This window comes from Enterobacter ludwigii (assembly GCA_023023105.1).
GTDB lineage: Bacteria > Pseudomonadota > Gammaproteobacteria > Enterobacterales > Enterobacteriaceae > Enterobacter > Enterobacter adelaidei.
Map to the genome: position 1 here is coordinate 2,678,562 of CP083824.1, position 25,548 is coordinate 2,704,109.

25 protein-coding genes are annotated in these 25,548 nt (G+C 54.1%); 14 read left to right on the top strand and 11 right to left on the bottom strand.

Annotated elements, in window-relative coordinates; all coding sequences use genetic code 11:
- Positions 1–175: 175 nt before the first annotated feature.
- Positions 176–1,708 (top strand): SpoVR family protein, encoded by a 1,533-nt coding sequence (locus LCD46_12970; protein ID UOY69012.1) that lies wholly within the window; start codon positions 176–178, stop codon positions 1,706–1,708.
- A gap of 73 nt (positions 1,709–1,781) precedes the next feature.
- Here LCD46_12970 and fadR read toward each other — a convergent pair whose 3' ends face one another.
- Positions 1,782–2,501 carry a fatty acid metabolism transcriptional regulator FadR gene (gene fadR / locus LCD46_12975; GenBank protein UOY69013.1) on the bottom strand — a complete coding sequence of 240 codons (720 nt, stop codon included), beginning with the start codon at positions 2,499–2,501 and terminating at the stop codon, positions 1,782–1,784.
- A 201-nt stretch (positions 2,502–2,702) separates the two neighbouring features.
- Between fadR and nhaB the strand changes: the two genes are divergently transcribed.
- Together nhaB and dsbB are read left to right on the top strand one after the other, a co-directional pair.
- The gene (gene nhaB / locus LCD46_12980) at positions 2,703–4,241 is read left to right on the top strand and encodes a Na(+)/H(+) antiporter NhaB (protein ID UOY69014.1); all 1,539 of its coding nucleotides are present in this window, start codon (positions 2,703–2,705) and stop codon (positions 4,239–4,241) included.
- Between the two features lie 143 nt (positions 4,242–4,384).
- Positions 4,385–4,915, top strand: coding sequence for a disulfide bond formation protein DsbB (dsbB, locus tag LCD46_12985; GenBank protein ID UOY69015.1), 531 nt, complete (start codon positions 4,385–4,387; stop codon positions 4,913–4,915).
- Positions 4,916–4,980: 65 nt separating this feature from the next.
- Here the strand turns inward: dsbB and LCD46_12990 are convergent, their stop codons facing one another.
- The 3 genes from LCD46_12990 to LCD46_13000 all read right to left on the bottom strand — a co-directional run bounded on the left by LCD46_12990 (position 4,981) and on the right by LCD46_13000 (position 6,497).
- Entirely contained in the window at positions 4,981–5,421 is a 441-nt protein-coding gene (locus LCD46_12990; protein ID UOY69016.1) for a YcgN family cysteine cluster protein, read from the bottom strand.
- Between the two features lie 93 nt (positions 5,422–5,514).
- Positions 5,515–6,174, bottom strand: coding sequence for a fumarylacetoacetate hydrolase family protein (locus LCD46_12995; protein UOY69017.1), 660 nt, complete (start codon positions 6,172–6,174; stop codon positions 5,515–5,517).
- 47 nt (positions 6,175–6,221) lie between these two features.
- The gene (locus LCD46_13000; protein ID UOY69018.1) at positions 6,222–6,497 is read right to left on the bottom strand and encodes a YcgL domain-containing protein; all 276 of its coding nucleotides are present in this window, start codon (positions 6,495–6,497) and stop codon (positions 6,222–6,224) included.
- Between the two features lie 123 nt (positions 6,498–6,620).
- Between LCD46_13000 and minC the strand changes: the two genes are divergently transcribed.
- From minC to minE, 3 genes are read left to right on the top strand one after another with little or no spacing between them, the layout of a single operon-like run.
- Entirely contained in the window at positions 6,621–7,328 is a 708-nt protein-coding gene (gene minC, locus LCD46_13005; protein UOY69019.1) for a septum site-determining protein MinC, read from the top strand.
- Between the two features lie 23 nt (positions 7,329–7,351).
- Positions 7,352–8,164, top strand: coding sequence for a septum site-determining protein MinD (gene minD, locus LCD46_13010; protein UOY69020.1), 813 nt, complete (start codon positions 7,352–7,354; stop codon positions 8,162–8,164).
- Positions 8,165–8,167: 3 nt separating this feature from the next.
- Entirely contained in the window at positions 8,168–8,437 is a 270-nt protein-coding gene (gene minE, locus LCD46_13015; protein ID UOY69021.1) for a cell division topological specificity factor MinE, read from the top strand.
- Positions 8,438–8,510: 73 nt separating this feature from the next.
- Here the strand turns inward: minE and rnd are convergent, their stop codons facing one another.
- The 5 genes from rnd to LCD46_13040 form a co-directional block, all read right to left on the bottom strand.
- Positions 8,511–9,638, bottom strand: coding sequence for a ribonuclease D (gene rnd / locus LCD46_13020; protein ID UOY69022.1), 1,128 nt, complete (start codon positions 9,636–9,638; stop codon positions 8,511–8,513).
- A gap of 71 nt (positions 9,639–9,709) precedes the next feature.
- Positions 9,710–11,395 carry a long-chain-fatty-acid--CoA ligase FadD gene (gene fadD, locus LCD46_13025; GenBank protein ID UOY69023.1) on the bottom strand — a complete coding sequence of 562 codons (1,686 nt, stop codon included), beginning with the start codon at positions 11,393–11,395 and terminating at the stop codon, positions 9,710–9,712.
- Positions 11,396–11,598: 203 nt separating this feature from the next.
- A complete protein-coding gene (locus tag LCD46_13030; GenBank protein UOY69024.1) occupies positions 11,599–12,180 on the bottom strand; it encodes a Slp family lipoprotein in 582 nt (193 codons plus the stop codon).
- A 37-nt stretch (positions 12,181–12,217) separates the two neighbouring features.
- A complete protein-coding gene (gene tsaB, locus LCD46_13035) occupies positions 12,218–12,913 on the bottom strand; it encodes a tRNA (adenosine(37)-N6)-threonylcarbamoyltransferase complex dimerization subunit type 1 TsaB (protein UOY69025.1) in 696 nt (231 codons plus the stop codon).
- Positions 12,914–12,979: 66 nt separating this feature from the next.
- A complete protein-coding gene (locus LCD46_13040) occupies positions 12,980–14,890 on the bottom strand; it encodes an ATP-dependent DNA helicase (GenBank protein UOY69026.1) in 1,911 nt (636 codons plus the stop codon).
- 133 nt (positions 14,891–15,023) lie between these two features.
- Here LCD46_13040 and LCD46_13045 point away from each other — a divergent pair, with 133 nt between their 5' ends.
- Entirely contained in the window at positions 15,024–15,368 is a 345-nt protein-coding gene (locus tag LCD46_13045) for a RidA family protein (protein ID UOY69027.1), read from the top strand.
- Positions 15,369–15,374: 6 nt separating this feature from the next.
- Here the strand turns inward: LCD46_13045 and LCD46_13050 are convergent, their stop codons facing one another.
- Positions 15,375–15,566: a YoaH family protein gene (locus LCD46_13050; protein UOY69028.1), complete on the bottom strand. Its 192-nt coding sequence runs from the start codon at positions 15,564–15,566 to the stop codon at positions 15,375–15,377.
- A 61-nt stretch (positions 15,567–15,627) separates the two neighbouring features.
- Between LCD46_13050 and pabB the strand changes: the two genes are divergently transcribed.
- The 4 genes from pabB to LCD46_13070 all read left to right on the top strand — a co-directional run bounded on the left by pabB (position 15,628) and on the right by LCD46_13070 (position 20,818).
- Positions 15,628–16,953 (top strand): aminodeoxychorismate synthase component 1, encoded by a 1,326-nt coding sequence (gene pabB, locus LCD46_13055; protein UOY69029.1) that lies wholly within the window; start codon positions 15,628–15,630, stop codon positions 16,951–16,953.
- 6 nt (positions 16,954–16,959) lie between these two features.
- Positions 16,960–17,538, top strand: a complete 579-nt coding sequence (locus tag LCD46_13060) for a CoA pyrophosphatase (GenBank protein UOY69030.1) — start codon at positions 16,960–16,962, stop codon at positions 17,536–17,538.
- A 185-nt stretch (positions 17,539–17,723) separates the two neighbouring features.
- Positions 17,724–19,088 (top strand): L-serine ammonia-lyase, encoded by a 1,365-nt coding sequence (sdaA, locus tag LCD46_13065; protein UOY69031.1) that lies wholly within the window; start codon positions 17,724–17,726, stop codon positions 19,086–19,088.
- Between the two features lie 131 nt (positions 19,089–19,219).
- The gene (locus tag LCD46_13070; GenBank protein ID UOY69032.1) at positions 19,220–20,818 is read left to right on the top strand and encodes a cyclic diguanylate phosphodiesterase; all 1,599 of its coding nucleotides are present in this window, start codon (positions 19,220–19,222) and stop codon (positions 20,816–20,818) included.
- 6 nt (positions 20,819–20,824) lie between these two features.
- Here LCD46_13070 and yoaE read toward each other — a convergent pair whose 3' ends face one another.
- The gene (yoaE, locus tag LCD46_13075; GenBank protein UOY69033.1) at positions 20,825–22,384 is read right to left on the bottom strand and encodes a CNNM family cation transport protein YoaE; all 1,560 of its coding nucleotides are present in this window, start codon (positions 22,382–22,384) and stop codon (positions 20,825–20,827) included.
- Positions 22,385–22,845: 461 nt separating this feature from the next.
- On the opposite strand from yoaE, the gene manX reads away from it, so the two are divergent.
- The 3 genes from manX to LCD46_13090 are packed head-to-tail and all read left to right on the top strand — an operon-like array spanning position 22,846 to position 25,519.
- The gene (gene manX / locus LCD46_13080) at positions 22,846–23,808 is read left to right on the top strand and encodes a PTS mannose transporter subunit IIAB (protein ID UOY69034.1); all 963 of its coding nucleotides are present in this window, start codon (positions 22,846–22,848) and stop codon (positions 23,806–23,808) included.
- 46 nt (positions 23,809–23,854) lie between these two features.
- Positions 23,855–24,655, top strand: coding sequence for a PTS mannose/fructose/sorbose transporter subunit IIC (locus LCD46_13085; GenBank protein ID UOY69035.1), 801 nt, complete (start codon positions 23,855–23,857; stop codon positions 24,653–24,655).
- A gap of 12 nt (positions 24,656–24,667) precedes the next feature.
- Positions 24,668–25,519: a PTS mannose transporter subunit IID gene (locus LCD46_13090; protein UOY69036.1), complete on the top strand. Its 852-nt coding sequence runs from the start codon at positions 24,668–24,670 to the stop codon at positions 25,517–25,519.
- Positions 25,520–25,548 lie beyond the last annotated feature (29 nt).

Consider the following 25,548-nt stretch of genomic DNA (forward strand, 5'->3'; position numbering starts at 1 on the left):
GCTGCGCGTTATTTTTAACCAGCATAATATGCTGCGAGACACCGTTTATTTGCCGTATCAAAAACGCGAAATCGCAAAGAAAAAATTTCTGCTCCAGCACGCTTTTTAACACGTTGATCTATGCTTGAAAGGAGGCTCTCCAGACAGAGAGAGCACCCACAATGAGGGCGCGCTAATGGCTACTATTGATTCCCTGAACAAGGACAACACACGTCTGAGCGATGGACCCGACTGGACCTTCGAGCTGCTGGATGTCTACCTCGCCGAAATCGACCGGGTGGCAAAACTGTATCGCCTGGATACTTATCCGCATCAGATTGAAGTCATTACGTCCGAACAGATGATGGACGCCTACTCCAGCGTCGGGATGCCGATTAATTATCCTCACTGGTCGTTTGGTAAAAAATTTATTGAAACGGAACGGTTGTATAAGCACGGGCAGCAGGGGCTGGCGTATGAGATTGTCATCAACTCCAACCCGTGTATTGCTTATTTGATGGAAGAGAACACCATTACCATGCAGGCACTGGTGATGGCGCATGCCTGCTACGGACACAACTCCTTTTTCAAGAACAATTACCTGTTCCGCAGCTGGACGGATGCCAGTTCTATTGTCGATTACCTTATCTTCGCCCGTAAGTACATTACCGACTGCGAAGAGCGTTATGGCGTGGATGAAGTGGAAAAACTGCTCGATTCCTGCCATGCGCTGATGAACTACGGCGTGGATCGTTACAAACGTCCGCAGAAAATCTCCCTGCAGGAGGAGAAAGCCCGGCAGAAAAGCCGCGAAGAGTATCTGCAAAGCCAGGTAAATATGTTGTGGCGTACCCTGCCGAAGCGTGAGGAAGAGAAAGCGGTGGCCGAAGCACGTCGCTATCCGTCTGAGCCGCAAGAAAACCTGCTCTATTTTATGGAGAAGAATGCTCCGCTGCTGGAACCATGGCAGCGTGAAATCCTGCGCATCGTGCGCAAGGTAAGCCAGTATTTCTACCCGCAAAAACAGACCCAGGTGATGAACGAGGGCTGGGCGACATTCTGGCACTACACCATTCTCAACCATCTGTATGACGAAGGAAAAGTCACCGAGCGGTTTATGATGGAATTCCTGCATAGCCATACCAATGTGGTGTTCCAGCCGCCGTACAACAGCCCGTGGTACAGCGGGATTAACCCGTACGCGCTTGGCTTTGCCATGTTCCAGGACATTAAACGTATCTGTCAGTCACCCACAGAAGAAGACAAGTACTGGTTCCCGGATATCGCCGGTTCTGACTGGCTGGAAACGCTGCATTTCGCCATGCGCGACTTTAAGGATGAGAGCTTTATCAGCCAGTTTATGTCGCCGAAGATCATGCGTGATTTCCGCTTCTTTACCGTTCTGGACGACGATCGGAATAATTATCTGGAGATTTCAGCGATCCATAACGAAGAGGGGTACCGTGAGATCCGCTCTCGCCTCTCTTCTCAGTACAACCTGAGCAATCTTGAACCCAATATTCAGGTATGGAACGTTGATTTACGCGGTGACCGCTCTCTGACGTTGCGGTATATCCCTCACAACCGCGCGCCGCTGGATAAAGGGCGTAAAGAAGTGCTGAAGCATGTGCATCGCCTGTGGGGCTTTGACGTGCAGCTTGAGCAGCAGAATGAAGATGGTAGCGTGGAGTTACTTGAGCGTTGTCCGGCGCGGTTGAATACGCTGTAGCTCTGCCCTGTTTGTCCGCGAAGCGTCGCGCCATCCGACGAAAAAAAACCTCTCATATGAGAGGTTTTTTTATTTAACGACTTTGAATCGCTAAATCACCCGGTAGGGTTTTCTGCATACGGTGCCAGATTTCACCGGAGTCGTGGCCGTAGCGACGCACGGTTTCATAGACCTGATCGTGCAGACCTTCAGAACAGAGCTTGCTCAGCTTATGGTAGAAACCCAGTGCCAGGCTGCGGGCTTCCGGATTAGCAAAATAGTGGCGACCAATGCGGGTATACAGCCCTTTCATACCATTCAGAATAAGGCCGTAAATTGGGTTGCCAGAGGCAAACGCCAGCCCACGGAAGACGTTGTAATCGAGGGTTGCAAACGCATCTGCGTGATCTTCAACTTCGTTCGCACTGGCCAGCACGGCAAGCGCATCTTCCGGATGCTGACGAAAAGCGGTGCGAATAAAGATCGTCGCAATGTTGGTACGCACGGAAAGCAGATTATCGATCAGCTGCGGCACGCTTTCATGGTCGAGGCGCGCCAGCGTTTCAAGAATATTCAGCCCGGAAGTTTCCCAGAAGTTGTTCACTTTCGTTGGTTTGCCGTGCTGAATCGTCAACCACCCATCACGTGCCAGTCGCTGGAGCACTTCACGCAGCGTGGTGCGAGTGACGCCAATCAGTTCAGAGAGTTCGCGTTCAGCCGGAAGAATGGATCCCGCAGGAAAACGATTATTCCAGATGCTTTCAATGATGTACTCTTCCGCGAAACCCGCCGGGCTCTGCGCCTTAATGACCATAGTGAGATTTCCATTACACAGCTTTAGCAAATTGGACTCATCATACCAGAGGCACGCTGTAGCAGATAGCGCGGCAAAGAGAGAAAAGAGGGATCGCGGTTTCATTTTTGTGAAATTTACAATACTGACTTATCCACCTCCAGGCCGCGATTTTTGCGTATACTCATGTTTTGTCTGAGTTGACGGGGAAGGACGTCTGTCGTGGAAATTTCTTTTGGGCGCGCAGTGTGGCGCAATTTTTTAGGCCAGTCACCCGACTGGTACAAACTGTTATTGCTGGTGTTCCTGGTCGTTAATCCCATCATTTTTATTGTGAGCCCGTTTATTGCCGGCTGGTTGCTGGTGGCCGAGTTTATCTTTACCCTGGCAATGGCGCTGAAATGTTATCCCCTGCTGCCGGGCGGATTGCTGGCGTTTGAAGCGGTCGTTATCGGTATGACCAGCGCAGAGCATGTTAAAGCAGAACTGGCCTCTAATCTGGAAGTGCTTCTGCTGCTGATATTTATGGTGGCCGGTATCTACTTCATGAAACAGCTACTGCTGTTTATCTTTACCCGCCTGCTGCTCAGCATTCCGTCGAAAACACTTCTGTCGCTGGCCTTCTGCGTGGCTGCTGCTTTTCTTTCGGCCTTCCTGGATGCCCTGACGGTCGTTGCGGTGGTGATAAGCGTTGCCGTTGGATTTTACGGCATTTACCATCGGGTGGCCTCTTCGCGCCCCGGTGACGATCTGCTGGATGACAGCCAGGTTGATACTTACCACCGGGAAGTGCTGGAACAATTTCGCGCCTTCCTGCGAAGCCTGATGATGCATGCCGGCGTTGGCACCGCCCTGGGTGGCGTGATGACAATGGTGGGTGAACCCCAAAACCTGATCATTGCCAAAGCGGCTGGCTGGCATTTTGGTGATTTCTTCCTGAGAATGGCACCGGTGAGTATACCGGTTCTGATCTGCGGTCTGGTGACCTGCATGCTGGTGGAGAAGTTTCGTCTCTTTGGCTATGGCGCACAACTCCCGGCCCCGGTGCGTCAGGAACTGCATAAATTCGATCTGCAAAGCCGTAGCCAGCGGACGCGCCAGGAGACACTGCGTCTTATTGCGCAGGGGATCATCGGTGTCTGGCTTATTGCCGCGCTGGCGTTTCATCTTGCTGAAGTGGGGTTGATTGGTCTCTCGGTTATTATCCTCGCCGCCACATTTACTGGCGTAACGGATGAACATGCTATCGGCAAGGCGTTTACCGAAGCCTTGCCGTTTACCGCGCTGTTAGCTGTATTTTTTGCCGTTGTGGCGGTAATTATTGACCAACACCTCTTCGCGCCAATTATTGCCTTTGTTTTACAGGCTGCACCGGATGCTCAGCTCTCGCTGTTTTATCTGTTTAACGGCCTGCTCTCGTCGATATCCGACAACGTCTTTGTCGGGACGGTCTACATCAATGAGGCTAAAGCGGCCATGGAGCAAGGCGTCATCAGTACGGGGCAGTTTGAGCTGCTGGCTGTGGCGATCAACACCGGCACTAACCTGCCGTCGGTTGCGACCCCTAACGGGCAAGCCGCTTTCCTCTTTCTGTTGACCTCCGCGCTGGCGCCACTCATACGACTTTCTTATGGCAAGATGGTCTGGATGGCCCTGCCCTATACGCTGGTGCTCACGATCGTGGGATTGCTTTGCGTCAAAATTACCCTCATTCCCTGTACGCAATGGTTGATACAAGCGGGTATACTTGCGGCGCAATAAAGTATGCATCTCGGGCAGTTCGCTGCCCGTTTGTTTTTTCGCACGATAAACATCCAATTACGTTTTATTTCGTCAGGTACAGGTGGCGCGAAAAACGAATTCGTTTACACTGCGCTTTCTAAGCATGTTCCAGGGAAATGATTATGTTGAGATTTTTAAACCAGTGCTCCCGCGGTCGCGGAGCGTGGTTGTTAATGGCCCTGACCGCCTTTGCGCTGGAAATGGTCGCGCTGTGGTTCCAGCATGTAATGGGACTCAAGCCTTGCGTGCTTTGTATTTACGAACGCTGCGCATTGTTTGGCATTATGGGGGCGGGTCTGGTGGGCGCGATTGCCCCGAAATCACCGCTGCGCTATGCCGCAATCGCTATCTGGTTGTACAGCGCCTGGAAAGGGATTGAACTCTCCTGGCAGCACACCATGATGCAGTTGCATCCGTCACCATTTATGACCTGTGATTTCGCCGCCCGCTTCCCGAGCTGGCTACCGCTGGATAAATGGCTGCCGCAGGTGTTTGTTGCTTCCGGCGACTGCTCCGTTCGTCAGTGGGAATTCCTGACCCTGGAGATGCCGCAGTGGCTGGTGGGTATTTTTGTGGCCTACTTCGTCGTGGCACTGCTGGTGCTGATTGCTCAGCCATTCAAACCGAAGAAACGCGATTTGTTTGGAAGGTAAACGCAGCGCTACCCGACATACAGCAAACAATAAAAAACCCGCCTCGGCGGGTTTTTTATTTCAACTCAACGGTTGGGATGATTCATGATGTGATCTTCCCAGTCCCGAACCTCAGACTCTTTCACCGCAATGTGGCGCACTGAAATGCGCTCACCGTGCATCGCCGCTTTCGACCCCGTCAGCAGCGGGTGCCAGTTTGGTAAACCTTTCCCTTCCGCCAGCAGGCGATACGCGCAGGTATGCGGCAGCCATTCGAAAGTTGGCAGGTTATCGCGGGTTAATTTGATGCAGTCCGGCTCAAACTCGAACCGACGCTCATAGTTACGGCACTGGCAGGTTTTGATGTTCAACTGTTTGCAGGCAACGTTGGTGAAGTAGATTTCGTCAGAATCTTCATCCATCAGCTTGTGCAGGCAGCACTGCCCGCATCCGTCGCACAATGATTCCCATTCCGCGTCAGTCATGTCATCAAGAGTTTTGCTTTGCCAGAAAGGGATGTCGTTCATCAGGATGTCCACACGTCAAAAGAAAGCGCACCTTATAACGAGTCTGGCACGTTGTTGCAAGTTTTGCCGCCCTCTTCAGGCGGCAAGATGCAGTTACAGCACGCGGGTTTTCAGCGACAGGCCGTTAAAACCAACCTCAAGCTCATCCCCGCTGAGTAGCGGGCCAACACCTTCCGGTGTACCTGTCAGGATCACATCACCCGGTTTCAGGGTAAAGAAGCGGCTCATATAGGCAATCAGCGGTAGGATCTTGTGGATCATATCGGCGGTGGTTCCCTGCTGGCGGAATTCACCATTAACCTTCAGGGAAAGCGGCGTATCCTGCGGGTCAGCAGTGAACTCGCCCACTGGCACAAAACCGGAGATCGGGCAGGAATTATCAAACCCTTTGGCTTTTTCCCACGGCTGCCCGGCTTTTTTCATTTTCCCCTGAACATCACGCAACGTAAGGTCCAGCGCAACGCCGTAGCCAGCAATCGCTTTTTGCACGTGCTCTTCAGAGGCCTGACGCAGCGTCGCGCCGATCAGCACGGCGAGTTCAACTTCGTGGTGGACTGAACCCAGCCCCTGCGGTAAGGCCAGCGGCTGACGGATATCACAAAGCGCCGTTTCTGGCTTAATGAACAGAACCGGTTCTTCTGGCGTCGCGCTGCCCATCTCCTGAATATGTTTTGCATAGTTGCTGCCCACGCAGACCACTTTGCTGACGGGATAATCCAGTAATGCACCTTGCCAGTTATGATGTTGATACATGGTCGACCCCTAAACGGTTGATGTGTTGAGTCCAAAAACAGTTGAGACTATTTTTTTCCGTTCGCCTCAAGATGCTGTTTTAATAAATTCTCAGGCGGCGGCGGAAGCTGTAAATAATAGCCCTGCTCGGTTAATGCCGTTTTCACTTTTTCCAGATCGGCATTCACCAACGTCTTACGACCATCCAGCGGCAGCAGCATCGCCAGCTGCGGTCGGCCAAAGCTTTTCATTAATTCTTCAGGCACGCGGGAAAAATCGTCTTTCTTTTCGACATAAAGATAGGTCTGGTCACGACTTGTACTTCTGTAGATCACACAAAACATGTTTTTACTCTGAATTAATGGGTGGTTGCTTGCCTCAATATACTCCTGACTATAACATGCCTGATACTCTTCGGAATATCGCAGCGAGTGGTTGCGGTTAATAGCAAATTGAGTAAGGCCAGGATGTCAAACACGCCCATCGAGCTTAAAGGCAGTAGCTTCACCTTATCAGTGGTACATTTGCATGATGCAAAACCCGAGGTTATTCGTCAGGCGTTAGAAGACAAAATCGCCCAGGCTCCCGCTTTTCTGAAACATGCCCCTGTTGTTATCAATGTCAGCGCGCTTGAAGCACCGGTTAACTGGAAACTTCTCCAGCAAGCCGTCTCCTCGACCGGTCTGCGTATTGTGGGCATCAGCGGCTGCAAAGATGCTGAGTTGAAAGCGGAAATTGACCGTGCGGGGCTGCCACTTCTGACTGAGGGCAAAGAAAAAGCCTCACGTGCAGCACCTGTTGCCGTCCAGACGCCCCCTCCCGTGGTGCAAAACGTTACCCCCGTCACAAAAACGCGAATGATTGATGTACCGGTTCGTTCCGGTCAGCGCATTTATGCACCAAACTGTGATCTGATTGTTACAAGCCACGTCAGTGCTGGCGCAGAGCTGATTGCAGATGGCAATATTCACGTTTACGGTATGATGCGTGGACGCGCGCTCGCGGGAGCAAGTGGCGATCGGGATGCGCAAATATTTTGTACTCACCTGACGGCGGAACTGGTGTCCATCGCAGGTGAATATTGGCTGAGCGACAAGATCCCAGCCGAATTTTATGGCAAAGCGGCTCGCCTGCTTCTGGCAGACGACGCGTTGACCGTTCAACCGTTGAATTGATCCCTTTTTAACAAGGAATTTCTATGGCACGCATTATTGTTGTTACTTCGGGTAAAGGAGGCGTTGGCAAGACCACCTCCAGCGCGGCCATCGCTACTGGTTTGGCCCAGAAGGGAAAGAAAACCATCGTTATCGACTTCGATATCGGTCTGCGTAACCTCGACCTGATCATGGGATGTGAGCGTCGCGTCGTGTATGACTTCGTGAACGTCATTCAGGGCGATGCCACGCTGAACCAGGCGATGATTAAAGACAAGCGCACCGAGAACCTCTACATTCTTCCGGCCTCTCAGACGCGTGACAAAGACGCGCTGACCCGTGAAGGGGTGGAAAAGGTGCTCGACGATCTGAAAAAAATGGATTTCGACTTCATTGTCTGCGACTCCCCTGCCGGCATCGAAACCGGTGCCCTGATGGCGCTCTACTTCGCTGATGAAGCGATCATCACCACCAACCCTGAAGTTTCATCCGTGCGTGACTCAGACCGCATTCTGGGGATCCTCGCCTCTAAATCCCGTCGTGCGGAAAATGGCGAAGACCCGATTAAAGAACACCTGCTGCTCACCCGCTACAACCCTGGCCGCGTGAACAAAGGTGACATGCTGAGCATGGAAGACGTGCTGGAGATCCTGCGCATCAAACTGGTAGGCGTTATCCCGGAAGATCAGTCCGTGTTACGCGCTTCTAACCAGGGCGAGCCAGTGATCCTTGATACAATGGCAGATGCAGGTAAAGCGTATGCTGATACTGTTGACCGTCTGCTGGGAGAAGAACGTCCTTTCCGCTTCATTGAAGAAGAGAAGAAAGGTTTCCTCAAACGCCTGTTCGGAGGATAAGTTATGGCATTACTGGACTTTTTTCTCTCGCGGAAAAAGAACACCGCCAACATCGCTAAAGAACGTCTGCAAATTATCGTGGCGGAGCGCCGTCGTAGCGACGCCGAGCCTCATTACCTGCCGCAGCTGCGTAAGGATATCCTGGAAGTGATCTGTAAGTATGTGCAGATTGACCCGGAGATGGTCACCGTACAGCTGGAGCAGAAAGACGGGGATATTTCGATTCTGGAGCTGAACGTTACGCTTCCGGAAGCGGAAGAGTCACGTCCGTAGGTTTGTGATTTTGTAGCCCGGTAAGCGCAGCGCCGCCGGGGGAATATGCCGGGTATTTCACCCGGCATATTTATTAGCGCGGATACCCTTCCAGCAGCGTATTCAGGCGATCGGCCATCAATTCTCCGCGCCATCCTGCTACCATTTCCGGCAAACCATTTTGCGGTTTCAGCTTCCAGTGCCAGTTCAGCAGCTGGTTAATCTGTCGGCGTGAGGCGAGCAGTTCCGCACTCAGTTTGCTTTCCGTTGCGACGACCTGCACCAGCGCTTTGATATCCTTAAACGCTTTACGGTAGCCCGGCATATCCATCAGATTCAGCAGCGGTTCCGGCAACGCATCTTCCGGCAGCTCCTGCGCTTTTGCGACCAGCGCCAGCAGGGTTTTGCCGTGGAAACGGATTTCGCTTCCCGAAAGCCCAATGCTGTCCAGCTCGCCCATGCTGCCTGGCATATAGCGCGCGACCGCCCAGAGATGCTCTTCGCGGACTACAAAGTTAACGGCAAGATCGCGCTCGCGGGCTTTGCGCAGACGCCAGTCCGCTAACAGCTGCAGGCACGCCAGCTGACGCGTACGCAACTGCCAGGCATTACTGATATCGCGCCAGGCGTCTTTCGGGTCAACCACTTCCTGACGACGTTGCTGCGCCATACGACACTCATCCAGGGCTGCAGCCAGCCAGCCTGAAGCTTCAGCCTCTTTCATCAGCTGTCCGGCAATAGGCAGCAGATAAAACACGTCTGCCGCCGCGTATTCCAGCTGACGCTCAGTCAGAGGGCGCGCCAGCCAGTCAGTACGGGATTCGCTTTTGTCCAGCGTCAGGCCCGTATACTCCTCTACCATAGCAGCAAAGCCCCATGAGAGCGGACGATTGCTGAATGCCGCCAGGATCTGCGTATCAATCAACGGCTGTGGCATGATGCCAAACGTGTTGAGAAATACCTCCAGATCTTCACTGCCTGCGTGCAGGTATTTCGTCACGGCAGTATCGAGCAGCAGGTCACGCATCGGCGTCCAGTCGGTAATACCGAGAGGATCGATCAGCGACACATGTTTACCGTCGAACATCTGAATCAAACCCAGCTGCGGATAGTACGTCCGGGTACGAACAAACTCGGTATCCAGGGCAATGGCAGGAAAGTCGCGCGTCACTTCGCACAGCGAAGCCAGCTCGTCATTGGTCGTGATCATCTGGTAATTCAAAACGGGTTCTCTTTTGTTTGCGCCCATAAAAAACGCCGGCTTAACCGGCGTCTGGGCGATTAGCGTGAAGCTCAGGCCTTATTGTCTACTTTGCCACGGGCTTCGTCACGTAATTCTCGTCGTAATATCTTTCCGACGTTGGATTTCGGCAACTCATCGCGGAATTCAACCAGCTTCGGTACCTTGTAGCCCGTCAGTTGACGACGACAGAACGTTACCAGCTCCTCCTCGGTGAGAGAGGGATCCTTCTTGACCACAAAAATTTTGACCGCTTCACCGCTGCTGCCGGAAGGAACCCCTACCGCCGCCACTTCGAGTACGCCGCTGTGCTGCATGACGACATCTTCGATCTCGTTCGGATAGACGTTGAACCCGGACACCAGGATCATATCTTTCTTACGGTCAACGATGCGCAGGAAGCCCTCGTCATCCATCACTGCGATGTCACCCGTGTGCAGCCAGCCGTCTTTGATGATTTCGTCGGTCGCATCGGGACGCTGCCAGTAACCCAGCATCACCTGTGGCCCTTTGACACACAGTTCTCCCGGCTCGCCCGGTGCAACTTCGTTATCGTCATCATCGACCAGTTTGGCTTCTGTCGAAGGCACTGGCAGACCAATGCTACCGCTGTGGTAGTCGATATCATGTGGATTGACGCTAACCAGCGGAGCACATTCCGTCAGGCCGTAGCCCTCCAGCAAATACTGACCGGTGAGTTTGACCCAGCGCTCGGCGACCGCCTGCTGAACCGGCATGCCGCCGCCCGCAGAGAGATGCAGCGTGGAGAAATCCAGCTGCTGGAACTCTTTGTTATTAAGCAGCGCGTTAAACAGGGTATTCACCCCGGTCATGGCGGTGAACGGATATTTCGCCAGCTCTTTCACCAGGCCCGGGATATCGCGCGGGTTGGTGATGAGGATGTTCTGACCACCCAGCTCAATAAACAGCAGGCAGTTCATGGTCAGCGCAAAGATGTGATACAGCGGAAGCGCGGTGATCACCACCTCTTTGCCCGGATGCAGCAGCGGCCCGTAAGTGGCGTTCACCTGTTCAAGGTTAGCCAGCATGTTACGGTGGGTCAGCATCGCGCCTTTCGCCACGCCGGTGGTCCCGCCTGTGTATTGCAGAAACGCAAGATCTTCTGCCACCACGTCGGGTTTCACATACTGCATACGGTAGCCCGCGTGCAGCGCACGGCGGAAGGAGATAGCATCAGGCAGATGGTATTTTGGCACCAGGCGTTTGACGTATTTAACGACAAAGTTAACCAGCGTGCCTTTGGCGGTGGAGAGTTGATCACCCATACGCGTCAGGATGACATGCTTAACCTGGGTTTTGTCGACCACTTTTTCCAGCGTGTGGGCAAAGTTAGAGACAATCACTATCGCCGCCGCGCCGCTGTCGTTCAGCTGGTGTTCCAGCTCACGCGGCGTGTACAACGGGTTAACGTTGACGACAATCATCCCGGCTCGCAGGATACCGAACAGCGCCACCGGGTATTGCAGCAGGTTCGGCATCATCAGCGCGACGCGGTCCCCTTTTTGCAGCCCCAGCCCTTCCTGCAGATACGCCGCAAACGCCCGGCTACGCTCCTCAAGTTTACGGAACGTCATCACCTCGCCCATGTTCACGAAAGCGGGTTGATCGGCATAACGCCTTACCGAGTGTTCAAATAATTCAACCAGGGATTGATAACGGTCAGGATTGATCTCGGCAGGAACATCTGCGGGATAACGGTTAAGCCAAACCTTCTTCAATGCATCACCTCTGAAATGAGTGTTCGTCGTCATCACAACCCCGATAATAAACAGTTTGTTAACATTATATTAACTCAGCGTACCAGTTTATTAATTGTTCAGATTTAAGGTTGCGAAGCGCGTCACTCTTTTTTTTCGTCTTGTCCGTAAAAAAACAGAGACAGCGGCTGAGCCGCTGTCTCTTTTCCAACAATAACAGTAAGTTACTCAGTAACGATAGTCTGTACCTGTGCAGGTCCTGGGTTATACCAACCCCAACCTGGGTAGCCATAACGATAAGGATGCGGCCCCCACATCCACGGGTCGATCGGCTGAGGCGGCATAATCACCTGTTGTGCCAGCCGCCAGCGTTTATACCCGTTAACCTGCATGGTCATGAATTTGTACGGCGTATTGCCGATTTTGCCCTGCACGGCGCCGGTAATTGGCCCGACGACGGTCACCAGCTGCCCGCGAAAATCGACCGGGTCAAGGAAACCACTGACGTCCGCATAAATACGTCCGCGAGAGGCTTCACCCAGAACAGGCCGGGCACCGCTGTCCAGCGGGACGGTCGCGATCTCCAGACGGGTTTTCCCCTGCTGATTTTGCACGTCGATCACCTTGCCGCCAAAGCGGGCTTCCTGGCCGACGTACAGCTCAGGCGCATTCATCACCCGAACCAGATCCTGCTGTGGCGTTGGGCTGCTGCCCTTAATCGCATCAGGAACGGAAACGCATCCGCTCAGTGCTATGGCAACTGCGCCTGCCATAATAAGGCGTACTACTTTGGTCTGAACCGCCATGATGCGACTCCTTTTTCTCAGTTCCTGTTACTGAGATTCACTCGCGGCCCGGAAGTTTCTTCCACGCGACGGTGTTTCGCAAATAAACCGGCTCCGCGTGTTCAACGGCAACGGTTTTTCCTTCTGCGAGCAGCTGGCAGGCAATCGGAAGCATATCTTCCGCAGCCGGCAGCAGCATGTTGCCGTCTACCAGTGTCACCCCGGTGCCGCTCGCCATCTCCGGCCACGCAGGCCAGCCAGTGCCAACGGTCGCCCATTCACCGGACAACTGTTGCAGTCTTTCGGTGACCGCTTCCGGCTTAAGCACGGCTTCCGTCTCTTCACCGTGCCACACGCCGTTTTCATCGCGCGTATATTCAGCCCAGTAGACTTCACCCATGCGGGCATCAATCGCGGCCAGCACACGCGTTGCTCCGGTCATGCGCCATGCGCCCTGCGCCATGGTGGCGAGAGTAGAGACGCCAATCATCGGCAGCTCAGCGCCCAGCGCCAGCCCCTGTGCAATGCCAATCCCGATACGTACGCCCGTAAAGCTGCCAGGCCCTCGGCCAAAGGCCAGCGCATCGAGGTCGGTTAAGGAGGTGTTGCCCTGAGTTAAAATCGCTTTTACCAGGGGCAGAATGCGCTGGGTATGTTCCCGTGGGCACTCTTCGAAATGAGCAGAGATAGTACCGTCGTTCCACAGGGCAACGGAACAAGCCTCTGTAGCGGTATCAATAGCCAGAATTCGCATCAGTTGTCGCGCTCTCGCAAGGGTCAGTCACAAAATGGCGCGCATCTTAGCACACTCCGGGGCAAATTACTCCGCCGTTGGGTTTGCGAGGAAACGCACCGCGCGTTTTATGTCCCGCGTGCGCGGCGCGGGCGGCAGGCTTGCAAGGAAAGTGGCACCATATGGGCGCATCACCAGCCGGTTATCGCAAATGACCAGCACACCGCGGTCGGTCACGTCGCGGATCAATCGCCCTACCCCTTGCTTAAGGGTGATTACCGCATCCGGCAGCTGGACTTCATCAAACGGATCGCCTCCGCGCAGGCGGCAGTCTTCCATGCGCGCTTTCAGCAGCGGATCGTCCGGAGAGGTAAACGGCAGTTTATCAATAATCACCAGCGAGAGCGTGTCCCCGCGCACATCCACCCCTTCCCAGAAGCTGCTGGTGGCCACAAGGAGGGCATTACCAGCACTGACAAACTGCTGCAGCAGTTGCCCTTTGCTGGTTTCACCCTGCAACAGCACTGGCAAGGTCATAGTGGCACGGAACTGCTCAGCCAGGTCTCTCATCATGGCGTGAGAAGTGCAGAGCATAAAGCAGCGGCCATTGTTGGCCTCAATCATCGGTTTTAACATCGCCGCCAGGTGGCGTGCGGCACCGGGCTGATTCGGTAGCGGCAAATTGCGCGGCACGCAGAGCAGCGCCTGTTTTTCGTAATCGAACGGGCTTGGCAGCAGCAGCGACTCCGCCTGCTCGATACCCAGACGCTCGGTAAAGTGGTGCAAATCGTCATTCACCGAAAGCGTTGCCGAGGTGAAGATCCAGCTTCCCGGTTTTTGCGCCATCACCTCTTTGAATTTATCCGCTACGGTAAGCGGTGTCAGGGCGAGGGTGAAATGACGTGAGGTACACTCATACAAGTAGCTGAACCCCGGCTGGTTAATCTCTTTCAGCCGTTTAAGCCGCCCGCGATAGAGCGTGGCGCGCTCGAAGGCGGCATCCAGCAACGCGGAGCGTCCGAGCGACAGTTTCGCCACGTCGTAACAGAGCTCAAGGGCATCATCCAGCAGCAGCAGTGCGCGCTGGATATTTTTGTCGGCCAGCAGTTCACGCAGGTTGCCACGATAGCCCGGCTCGCCAAGCTGTAAGCGAAAATCCTGGGCACTTTGCGCCAGACGGTCGGCACATTTCTGTAGCTGCTGGGTATCTTTTAATTCAGTACGGTAAGCAATGGTGAAATCTTTGGCCAGATCCAGTAGCTGACGGCTGGAGAGCGACTGACCGAAATACTGGCTGGCGATATCCGGCAGTTGATGGGCTTCATCGAAGATCATGACGTCCGCCTCGGGGATCAGCTCGCCGAAACCGCTGTCTTTAACCACCATATCGGCGAGAAACAGATGGTGGTTAACCACCACCACGTCGGCATCCATCGCCGTTTTGCGCGCTTTCACCACAAAGCAGTCTTTATACAGCGGGCAGTCGCTGCCAAGACAGTTATCGTTAGTACTGGTCACCAGCGGCCAGGCAGGAGAGTCTTCCGGCACGCTCGCGCAGGTGCTGATATCCCCTTCTTCGGTCTGGTTCGCCCAGGCGCGAAGAATAATGACGTCGCTCAGAGTTTGCACCGGCAGATCGCCACCCGCCAGCGCCTGCTGCTCAAGACGTTCCAGACAGAGATAGTTGGAGCGCCCCTTCAGCAAGGCCAGACGACCTTTGTATTTCAGCGCTTTTGCCACCGTGGGCAAATCGCGGCTGTACAGCTGATCCTGCAGCGCTTTCGACCCGGTGGAAATAATTACCTTCTTTTTCGCGCGCAGCGCCGGTGCAAGGTAAGCATACGTTTTCCCCGTGCCGGTTCCGGCTTCGACCACCAGCGGTTGCGCCTTGTCGATGGCGCGTGCAACGGCATGCGCCATCTGCCGCTGTGGTTCACGCGGTTTGAAGCCAGGGATGGCCTGTGCTAATTGACCTTCAGGGGAAAAATCGTCTGCCACGGTGTTCTCTCACTGTATTTTTGCACAGGGATTATGTCAGCCCCTTCTCTCCAGTGCCACCCCAAATAGTGACGTCAGCGGAACAATATGGCAGTCTTGCCGCCTGATGACGAAAAATAACGAGGAAACGTTTATGACAATTGTGCGCATTGATGCCGAAGCCCGCTGGTCTGATGTGGTGATCCATAACCAGACGCTCTACTACACCGGCGTACCGGCTAACCTGGACGCAGATGCGTTCGAGCAGACGGCAAATACCCTGGCGCAGATTGACGCGGTGCTGGAAAAACAGGGCAGCGACAAATCCCGCATTCTGGATGCGACGATTTTCCTGGCAAACAAAGAGGATTTTGCGGCGATGAACAAAGCCTGGGATGCGTGGGTTGTAGCAGGTCACGCGCCTGTACGCTGCACCGTACAGGCCACGCTGATGAAACCGGAGTATAAGGTTGAGATTAAGATTATCGCGGCGGTGTAAGCCCGATTACTCTTCTGGATCTTCATCTTCATCTTCGAAACGCGCCACGATCCGCTCGCCGGAATGACTGGCGCGAATCTCCTTGGCGACAACGGTAATCGCCTGTCCGCTGCTCATCCCCTGGGACATCAGTTCCTGAATTCGCTCAACCGCTTTCTGCTGCTGTTCATGGCTCAGAGAAGGTAAACCTGCAAACATCGTCAACTCCTGCTAGATTATTGGCGCTAATTATTTCACGCTGCCCGGTAGTATGCCACACATGAACATGCGCTTCCCCACTGTTATTACCCTGCCCTGGCGTACGGACGCCGCTGAATTCTGGTTTGCTCGTTTGAGCCATCTTCCGTTTGCGATGCTGCTGCACTCCGGCTATGCGGACCACCCGTACAGCCGCTTCGATATTCTGGTCGCCGATCCCGTCAAGACGCTGACAACCGATGACCTGCCGTTAACGGACGATCCGCTGATGCAGCTTCAGCAAGAAATTAACGCGCTGGGCTTATCTGCCACACCGAACCCGGACCTTCCTTTTCAGGGTGGCGCGCTGGGCCTGTTTGGCTACGATCTGGGTCGTCGTTACGAAACGCTGCCTGAGCATGCGCAGGCTGATATTCCCCTGCCCGACATGGCCGTGGGGCTGTATGACTGGGCGTTAATTGTTGATCACCAGAAAAAAACGGTTTCCCTGCTGAGCCATCGTGACGTGCAGGCGCGTCTGGACTGGCTAGAGGCGCAACAGGCTACACCCGCAGAGACGTTCATGCTGACCTCCGACTGGCGCTCGAATATGAGCGCCGCGGATTATGCCGAAAAATTCTCGCGCGTTCAGGCGTATCTGCAAAGCGGTGACTGCTACCAGGTTAACCTTGCCCAGCGTTTCCAGGCGACTTATGAAGGCGACGAATGGCAGGCATTTACCCGCCTCAATGCCACTAACCGGGCACCGTTCAGCGCGTTTATTCGCCTGAAACAGGGGGCAATACTCAGCTTGTCACCTGAGCGCTTTATTCATCTGGCAGAGGGTACGATCCAAACCCGTCCGATTAAAGGCACATTGCCGCGTCTTACCGATCCCGACGCCGATCGTCAGCAGGCAGAAAAACTGGCCACCTCACCGAAGGACCGCGCCGAAAACCTGATGATTGTTGATCTCATGCGTAACGATATAGGCCGGGTGGCCGTTCCGGGCAGCGTGCGCGTGCCGGAACTGTTTGTCGTCGAACCTTTCCCGGCGGTGCATCATCTGGTCAGTACCATTACCGCGCGTCTGCCCACTTCTCGCACCGCCTGCGATCTGCTCCGCGCCGCGTTTCCGGGCGGTTCCATCACCGGCGCGCCAAAAATTCGCGCCATGGAAATCATCGACGAACTGGAACCGCACCGCCGCAACGCCTGGTGCGGCAGCATTGGCTATATAAGCCTGTGCGGCACGCTGGATACCAGCATTACGATCCGCACGCTGACGGCATGCAACGGGAACCTGTACTGTTCTGCCGGGGGCGGCATTGTTGCTGATAGCCAGGTCGATGCGGAATATCAGGAAACCTTTGATAAAGTTAACCGTATCCTGAAACAACTGGAGTAATCACGGGTGGAAAAAGAGAACCTGACGCTGGATGACTTTTTATCTCGTTTTCAGCTATTACGACCGCAGGTCAACCGCGAAGCGCTTAATCAGCGTCAGGCAGCCGTACTGATCCCGGTCGTGCGTCGCGCGCAGCCGGGCCTGCTGCTCACCCAGCGTTCTCCCCATTTACGTAAGCACGCGGGTCAGGTCGCCTTTCCAGGAGGCGCAGTCGACAGTTCCGACGCCTCGCTGATTGCCGCCGCGCTGCGGGAGGCGCAGGAAGAGGTTGCCATTCCGCCAGAGGCGGTGGAGGTTATCGGCGTGCTGCCGCCCGTCGACAGTGTCACCGGGTTTCAGGTCACGCCAGTGGTTGGCATTATCCCGCCGGGCCTGCAGTATCACGCCAGCGTTGATGAAGTTTCCGCGGTGTTTGAAATGCCGCTGGATGAAGCCCTTCGACTGAGTCGTTATCACCCGCTGGATATTCAGCGTCGCGGACATGACCATCGGGTCTGGTTGTCCTGGTATCAGCATTATTTTGTCTGGGGCATGACGGCGGGGATTATTCGTGAGCTGGCGTTGCAAATCGGCCTGAAGCCTTGACTATACTTTACATTCCACCCTCTTCTGCCAGGTTTGCGATCTGCGTCGCGCTATTAGCAAAACCCATCGTTAACCATTAGTTTAATTCATGTGAATAGTTAAGCCGAGGTCGGTGTTCCCTCTTACACTATGCGCAGTTATAACATCGTTACTGGAACCCCGGTAACCCTGTCAGGAGTGTGAAAGTGATTAGTATATTCGACATGTTCAAAGTGGGAATTGGCCCTTCGTCTTCCCATACTGTTGGCCCGATGAAGGCCGGTAAACAGTTCGTCGATGATCTGGTCGAAAAAGGATTACTGGAAAGCGTTACCCGTGTCGCCGTGGATGTTTACGGCTCACTGTCATTAACGGGTAAAGGCCACCACACCGATATCGCCATTATTATGGGTCTGGCAGGCAATATGCCAGATACCGTTGATATTGATGCCATCCCGGCATTCATTCGCGACGTGGAAACACGTGGCCGCCTGCTGCTGGCAAACGGCCAGCAGGAAGTCGATTTCCCGCAGGATGATGGCATGCGTTTTCGTAGCGACAACCTGCCGCTGCATGAAAACGGCATGACCATTCACGCTTATAGCGGTGAAAAAGAGATTTACAGCAAAACCTACTACTCCATCGGCGGGGGCTTTATCGTCGATGAAGAGCATTTTGGCAAAGATAGCGTCGGCGACGTCAACGTACCGTACCCGTTCAAATCGGCTACCGAAATGCTGGGTTACTGCAAAGAGACCGGTCTTTCACTGTCCGGTATGGTGATGCAGAACGAACTGGCACTGCACAGCAAAAAAGAGATTGAAGACTATTTTGCGAACGTGTGGCAAACCATGCGCGCCTGTATCGATCGCGGGATGAACACCGAAGGCGTTCTGCCGGGTCCGCTCCGCGTGCCGCGTCGTGCCTCCGCCCTGCGCCGTATGCTGGTGACCACGGACAAGTTCTCCAACGACCCGATGAACGTGGTCGACTGGGTAAACATGTTTGCCCTGGCGGTTAACGAAGAAAACGCCGCAGGGGGTCGTGTCGTGACTGCGCCAACCAACGGCGCGTGTGGCATCGTTCCGGCGGTGCTGGCCTACTACGATCACTTTATTGAGCCCGTGACCCCGGACATCTACATCCGTTATTTCCTGGCGGCAGGTGCCATCGGTGCGCTGTACAAAATGAACGCCTCAATTTCTGGCGCTGAAGTCGGTTGTCAGGGTGAAGTGGGTGTGGCCTGTTCGATGGCGGCAGCCGGTCTGGCAGAGCTGTTGGGAGCAAGCCCTGAGCAGGTCTGTGTGGCGGCTGAAATCGGTATGGAGCATAACCTCGGTCTGACCTGTGACCCGGTCGCGGGCCAGGTGCAGGTACCGTGCATCGAGCGTAACGCGATTGCCTCAGTGAAAGCCATCAACGCCTCGCGCATGGCGATGCGCCGTACCAGCGAACCTCGCGTATCGCTGGATAAGGTGATTGAAACCATGTACGAAACGGGCAAAGACATGAACGCGAAATACCGTGAAACGTCCCGTGGTGGCCTGGCTATTAAGGTGCAGTGCGACTAATACTCTCTTTCGCCCATCTGCAACGGATGGGCGAATTTCCCTCCTGTTTCTCGTCTCCTTCTGCTTTCACCACTACACTTTGTACTGTTGCGTCCGGCTTTTGTGGCTGGTGGCTTATCAGGCGCCCGTTCATGCAAACAGCACAAACGATCATTAAAAACTATCGCCGAAAACGCGTTATCGTCTGTGTGACGGTCGCGCTCCTCACGCTCATCCTGACATTAGGTATTCGCTTTATTTCGCAGCGGAACGTCAACCAACAGCGGATCCTCGATTTTACCAGCCATACCGTTCGCTCCCTTGATAACATACTGCTTTCATTAGAAAACCGTCGCAAGGTGCTGCAGTCCCTCGTGGGTCAACCCTGCCCTCAGGTGCACCTTGCTCTGCGAAAGCAGGCAGCCATTTTGCAGACCGTGCGCTCCATTGCCCTGATTAAAGACGGTATTCTCTATTGCTCCAGTATTTTCGGTAGCCGCGATGTGCCGGTTCGTGATTTTCTGAAAGAATTACCCGCCAATACGACGAAGTTGATTTTATCGACCGACCAGTGGCTGCTTAAGGGCAGTCCGATTTTGATCCAGTGGTACCCTGTTTCCGGTGACGGTGAAGATGGCGTTATTGAAATCATCAATATTGATCTGATCACCAAAATGATACTGGAACCCCAGCGCCCGCTGATCGATGACGTGGCGCTGACCGTGGGCGATCGCTTCCTGCGTTATGGTCAACGCGTCACTGATAGCCTGACATTTGATGAAGATGGCGCTATTTTCCAGCAGTCATCAATCCGTAATCCTTTCTCCATTACAGTAAGCGGGCCGGGTCCTGGACAACTCGCCTTAAAGAGCCTGCCAGCCCAACTGCCGCTGGGGTTAATGCTGAGCCTGTTGCTGGGATATCTCGCCTGGCTCGCTACGGCAAACCGGATGAGCTTCACATGGGAGATTGATATGGGGATTGCGGCGCGGGAATTTGAGCTTTTCTGTCAGCCGCTGGTGAATGCCCGTACTCAGGAGTGCTCTGGTGTTGAGATCCTGCTGCGCTGGAATAATCCCCGTCAGGGGTGGATCTCCCCGGAAGTGTTTATTCCTCTGGCAGAAGAACACAACCTGATTGTTCCCCTGACCCGTTACGTCATCGCCGAAACGGTGCGCCAGATAGGTTACTTTCCTTCCAGCGCAGGTTTCCACATTGGGATTAACGTCGCCGCCAGCCATTTCCGTCGCGCTGTGTTGATACAGGATCTGAACCACTTCTGGTTCAGCGCACACCCGCGCCAGCAACTGGTGATTGAATTAACGGAACGAGATGCGTTGCTGGATGCGGATTATCGCACTGTGCGTGAGCTCCATCGTAAGGGGGTGAAACTCGCTATCGACGATTTTGGCACCGGGAACAGTTCCCTCTCCTGGCTTGAAAAACTGCACCCGGACGTTCTGAAAATTGATCAGTCGTTTACCACTGCAATTGGAACTGATGCAGTAAATTCAACGGTGACAGACATCATTATTGCTCTGGGTCAGCGGCTGAATATCGAACTGGTTGCTGAAGGAGTCGAGACAGAGGAGCAGGCGCGGTATTTACGCCGTCATGGGGTACCTGTCCTGCAGGGGTTTTTCTATGCGCGGCCTATGCCACTGCGAGATTTTCCGCAATGGCTGGCGGGAAGCGCCCCCCCGCCAGCACACCATAACGGACACATCGTGCCTTTAATGCCGTTACGTTAAGCAGACTTACTCATCTTCATCGTGGACAGAGTGTTCTTTAACAATACGAACCATATCAACGCGATAGTCGTTGGCTTCAACGATGGAAATGTGCAACGGCGGCAGTTCGATAACATCCCCCACTCGTGGGATTTGCCCGTTAACCGCGATGACCAGACCCGCCACGGTGGCAATGTCTTCTTCATCGTTGACCACGTTTTCCAGCCCCAGGGTGTGCGAGAGCGCATGCAGATCGGTTGTACCTTTAACCAGCCAGCCTTCGCCGTCAGCCACGATCTCAGGTGTTTCGTCTGCATCCGGGAACTCACCGGCGATCGCTTCAAGCACGTCCAGCGGCGTCACCAGCCCCTGTACTACGCCAAATTCGTTAGTGACGATCACAAAGCTACCGCGAGCACGGCGTAGCACGCCCAGCAGGTTGATTGGATCTAACGTTTCCGGCACCACAATCGCAGGTGAAGCAGCGGCGATGGCTTCGACGTTGACACCCTCTTCCAGAGCCACCAGCATCTCTTTTGCACGGACGACACCGATGATCTCATCCAGCTCACCACGGCAAACCGGGAACAGGCTGTGTGGTGACGAGAGCAACTGCCGACGAATTTCATCCACGCTCAGGTTAGCATCAACCCAGCTGATTTCGCCGCGCGGCGTCATGATCCCACGCAGTGAACGCGAGGCCAGGGAGAGTACGCCGTTAATCATGTAGCGCTCTTCTTCCACAAACGCCCCTTCAGGGACCGGAACCGGATGACGGTTTTCGGAGTCAGACTGGACGTTGACCTGTCGACGCCCCCCCATCAGACGCAGAATGGCGTCTGCAGTACGGGCGCGAAGCGGCTGATTCGACTGCTGTTTAATAAAGTTACGGCGCGCAATCTGGTTAAACAGCTCAATCAGAATTGAGAAGCCAATGGCTGCGTACAGGTAGCCTTTCGGAATATGGAAACCGAAGCCTTCCGCCACCAGGCTCAGACCAATCATCAGCAGGAAGCTCAGACACAGTACCACTACCGTCGGATGCTGATTCACGAAACGCGTCAGCGGTTTCGAGGCCAGTAGCATAACCGCCATCGCAATAACAACAGCCGCCATCATCACCGGAAGATGGTTCACCATACCGACGGCCGTGATCACCGCATCCAGCGAGAAGACTGCATCAAGCACCACGATCTGCATCACAACAACCCAGAAGCTGGCATAGCCTTTACCGTGTCCATCATCGTGCTGACGGTTTTCCAGCCGCTCATGCAGCTCTGTCGTCGCTTTAAACAGCAGGAATATCCCCCCCAATAGCATGATCAAATCACGGCCGGAGAAGGTGAAATCCATGACGGAAAAAAGCGGTTTTGTCAGCGTGACCATCCACGAGATGACGGACAGCAGTGCCAGGCGCATGACCAGCGCCAGCGACAGACCGATCAGGCGCGCTTTATCACGCTGTTTTGGCGGCAGTTTGTCCGCAAGGATGGCGATAAACACCAGGTTATCAATGCCGAGAACAATCTCCAGCACCACCAGCGTGAGCAATCCCACCCAGATTGACGGGTCCATTAAGAATTCCATGACAAGCTCCTGCTAAAGGAATGACGAAACGGTGCCCCACTCAATGTGGGCAAAACAGAGGCAAACAGAGTCGATACGTGGCGAGGATCGCCGGTGAAATAGGCGCGAAATGGCCTGGTAGATGTCTGACGTCGGTGACGGTCCATATAGTGGGCTGTAGCCCTATACTCCTGAACAATTAAACGGAGGCTAAACATATCAGAGACAATATCTGTTTAGCAAAGATTTACGTTCCTTTGCAAAAATTCGATAAGGCTTAATTCTTGACGAGTAATTTCTCGATTGCGAAAGCTAAATTACGGATCTTCATCACATAAATTATTTTTTCACTATCTAAAATAATTCGCGGAAGTCTTAGTTTTTTGAACTCTAACCCTTATCTGAATCGATTCGGTTCGCCAATACGATTCTCAGTACGACTGCCTGGCAGGCGTATTAATGATAATAAAAGGAGGTAGCAAGTGACCATTGCTATTGTCATAGGCACACATGGTTGGGCTGCTGAGCAGCTACTCAAAACAGCAGAGATGCTGTTGGGCGAGCAGGAAAACGTCGGCTGGATCGATTTCGTTCCCGGTGAAAATGCCGAGACGCTGATTGAGAAGTACAACGCCCAACTCGCGAAGCTGGATACCAGCAAAGGCGTGCTGTTTCTCGTTGATACATGGGGAGGCAGTCCGTTCAATGCTGCCAGCCGCATTGTCGTCGATAAAGAACACTACGAAGTTGTCGCCGGGGTGAATATCCCGATGCTGGTGGAAACCTTCATGGCGCGCGACGACAATCCCTCTTTCGATGAGTTGGTTGCACTCGCTGTGGAAACCGGCCGCGAAGGCGTGAAAGCGCTGAAAGCACAACCAGTCGAGAAACCCGCACCGGCTGTCGCAGCGCCAAAAGCTGCTGCACCGGCAAAACCGATGGGCCCGAATGATTACATGGTTATTGGCCTTGCACGTATTGATGACCGCTTAATCCACGGTCAGGTCGCTACGCGCTGGACCAAAGAGACCAACGTTCGACGCATTATCGTCGTCAGTGATGAGGTTGCCGCCGATACTGTACGTAAAACCCTTCTGACTCAGGTTGCTCCTCCTGGCGTTACCGCGCACGTGGTGGATGTCGCCAAGATGATCCGCGTTTATAACAACCCGAAATATGCGGGTGAACGCGTGATGCTACTGTTCACTAACCCGACAGACGTTGAGCGCATTGTTGAAGGCGGCGTGAAAATCACCTCCGTGAACATCGGGGGTATGGCATTCCGTCAGGGCAAAACGCAGGTCAACAACGCCATTTCGGTTGATGCGAAAGATATCGAGGCATTTAACAAGCTGAATGCCCGCGGTATTGAGCTGGAAGCCCGTAAGGTTTCCACGGATCAGAAACTGAAAATGATGGATTTGATCGGTAAAGTTGGGAAATAAGCCCGCGCCGGTTTTCACATAACGCTTATGTAATAGGAGAAGTGCAATGGAGATTACCACTCTTCAGATTGTGCTGGTGTTCGTCGTCGCATGTATTGCGGGTATGGAATCCGTACTTGATGAATTTCAGTTCCACCGTCCTCTGGTGGCCTGTACGCTGATTGGTGCCGTTCTGGGTGACATGAAAACCGGTATCATCATCGGTGGTACCCTTGAAATGATCGCCCTGGGCTGGATGAACATCGGTGCGGCGGTTGCGCCTGATGCCGCGTTGGCTTCCATCATTTCTACCGTTCTGGTTATTGCCGGTCACCAGAGTATTGGTGCAGGTATCGCCCTGGCGATCCCGCTGGCAGCAGCAGGCCAGGTACTGACTATCATCGTTCGTACCATCACGGTTGCTTTCCAGCACGCAGCGGATAAGGCAGCCGAAAATGGCAACCTCACGGCGCTGTCCTGGATCCACGTTTCATCGCTGTTCCTGCAGGCGATGCGTATCGCTATTCCGGCGGTCATCGTCGCGATTTCTGTCGGTACCAGTGAAGTGCAGAGCATGCTGAACGCCATTCCAGAAGTGGTCACCGGCGGCCTGAACATCGCGGGCGGTATGATCGTGGTAGTCGGTTACGCAATGGTCATCAACATGATGCGCGCAGGCTACCTGATGCCGTTCTTCTACCTCGGCTTCGTGACCGCTGCCTTCACCAACTTCAACCTGGTTGCGCTGGGTGTAATTGGTGCAGTGATGGCGATTCTCTACATCCAGCTGAGCCCGAAATACAACCGCGTTGCGGGTGCCCCAGTGCAGGCTGCTGGTAACAACGATCTCGATAACGAACTGGACTAGCAGGTGAGCGAAATGGTTGATATGACAAAAACTACCACCGAGAAAAAACTCACTCCGGGTGATATTCGTGGCGTGTTCATCCGTTCTAACCTGTTTCAGGGTTCATGGAACTTCGAACGTATGCAGGCGCTGGGCTTCTGTTTCTCCATGGTGCCGGCAATCAAACGCCTTTATCCGGAAAACAACGAAGCGCGCCGTCAGGCAATTAAGCGTCACCTGGAATTCTTTAATACCCATCCATATGTGGCGGCTCCCGTTCTGGGTGTAACGCTGGCGATGGAAGAGCAGCGTGCGAACGGCGCAGAGATTGACGATGGTGCCATCAACGGTATTAAAGTCGGTCTGATGGGTCCGTTAGCAGGTGTCGGTGACCCTATCTTCTGGGGTACCGTTCGTCCGGTCTTCGCGGCACTAGGGGCCGGTATCGCGATGAGCGGCAGCCTGCTTGGCCCGCTGCTGTTCTTTATCCTGTTCAACGCCGTGCGTCTGCTGACCCGTTACTACGGTGTGGCATACGGTTACCGTAAAGGGGTGGACATCGTTAAGGACATGGGCGGCGGCTTCCTGCAAAAACTGACTGAGGGGGCGTCGATCCTCGGCCTGTTTGTGATGGGGGCATTGGTTAACAAGTGGACGCACGTGAACATCCCGCTGGTGGTATCGACCATCACCGGGCAGGATGGTCAGACGCGCGTCACCACCGTGCAGACGATTCTGGACCAGCTTATGCCTGGCCTGGTGCCGCTGCTGTTAACCTTCGCCTGCATGTGGCTGCTGCGTAAGAAAGTTAACCCACTGTGGATCATCGTTGGCTTCTTTATCATCGGTATCGCGGGTTACGCTGTCGGCCTGCTGGGCCTGTAAGGCAATAACGTTTGACGCCGGGGGCTTGC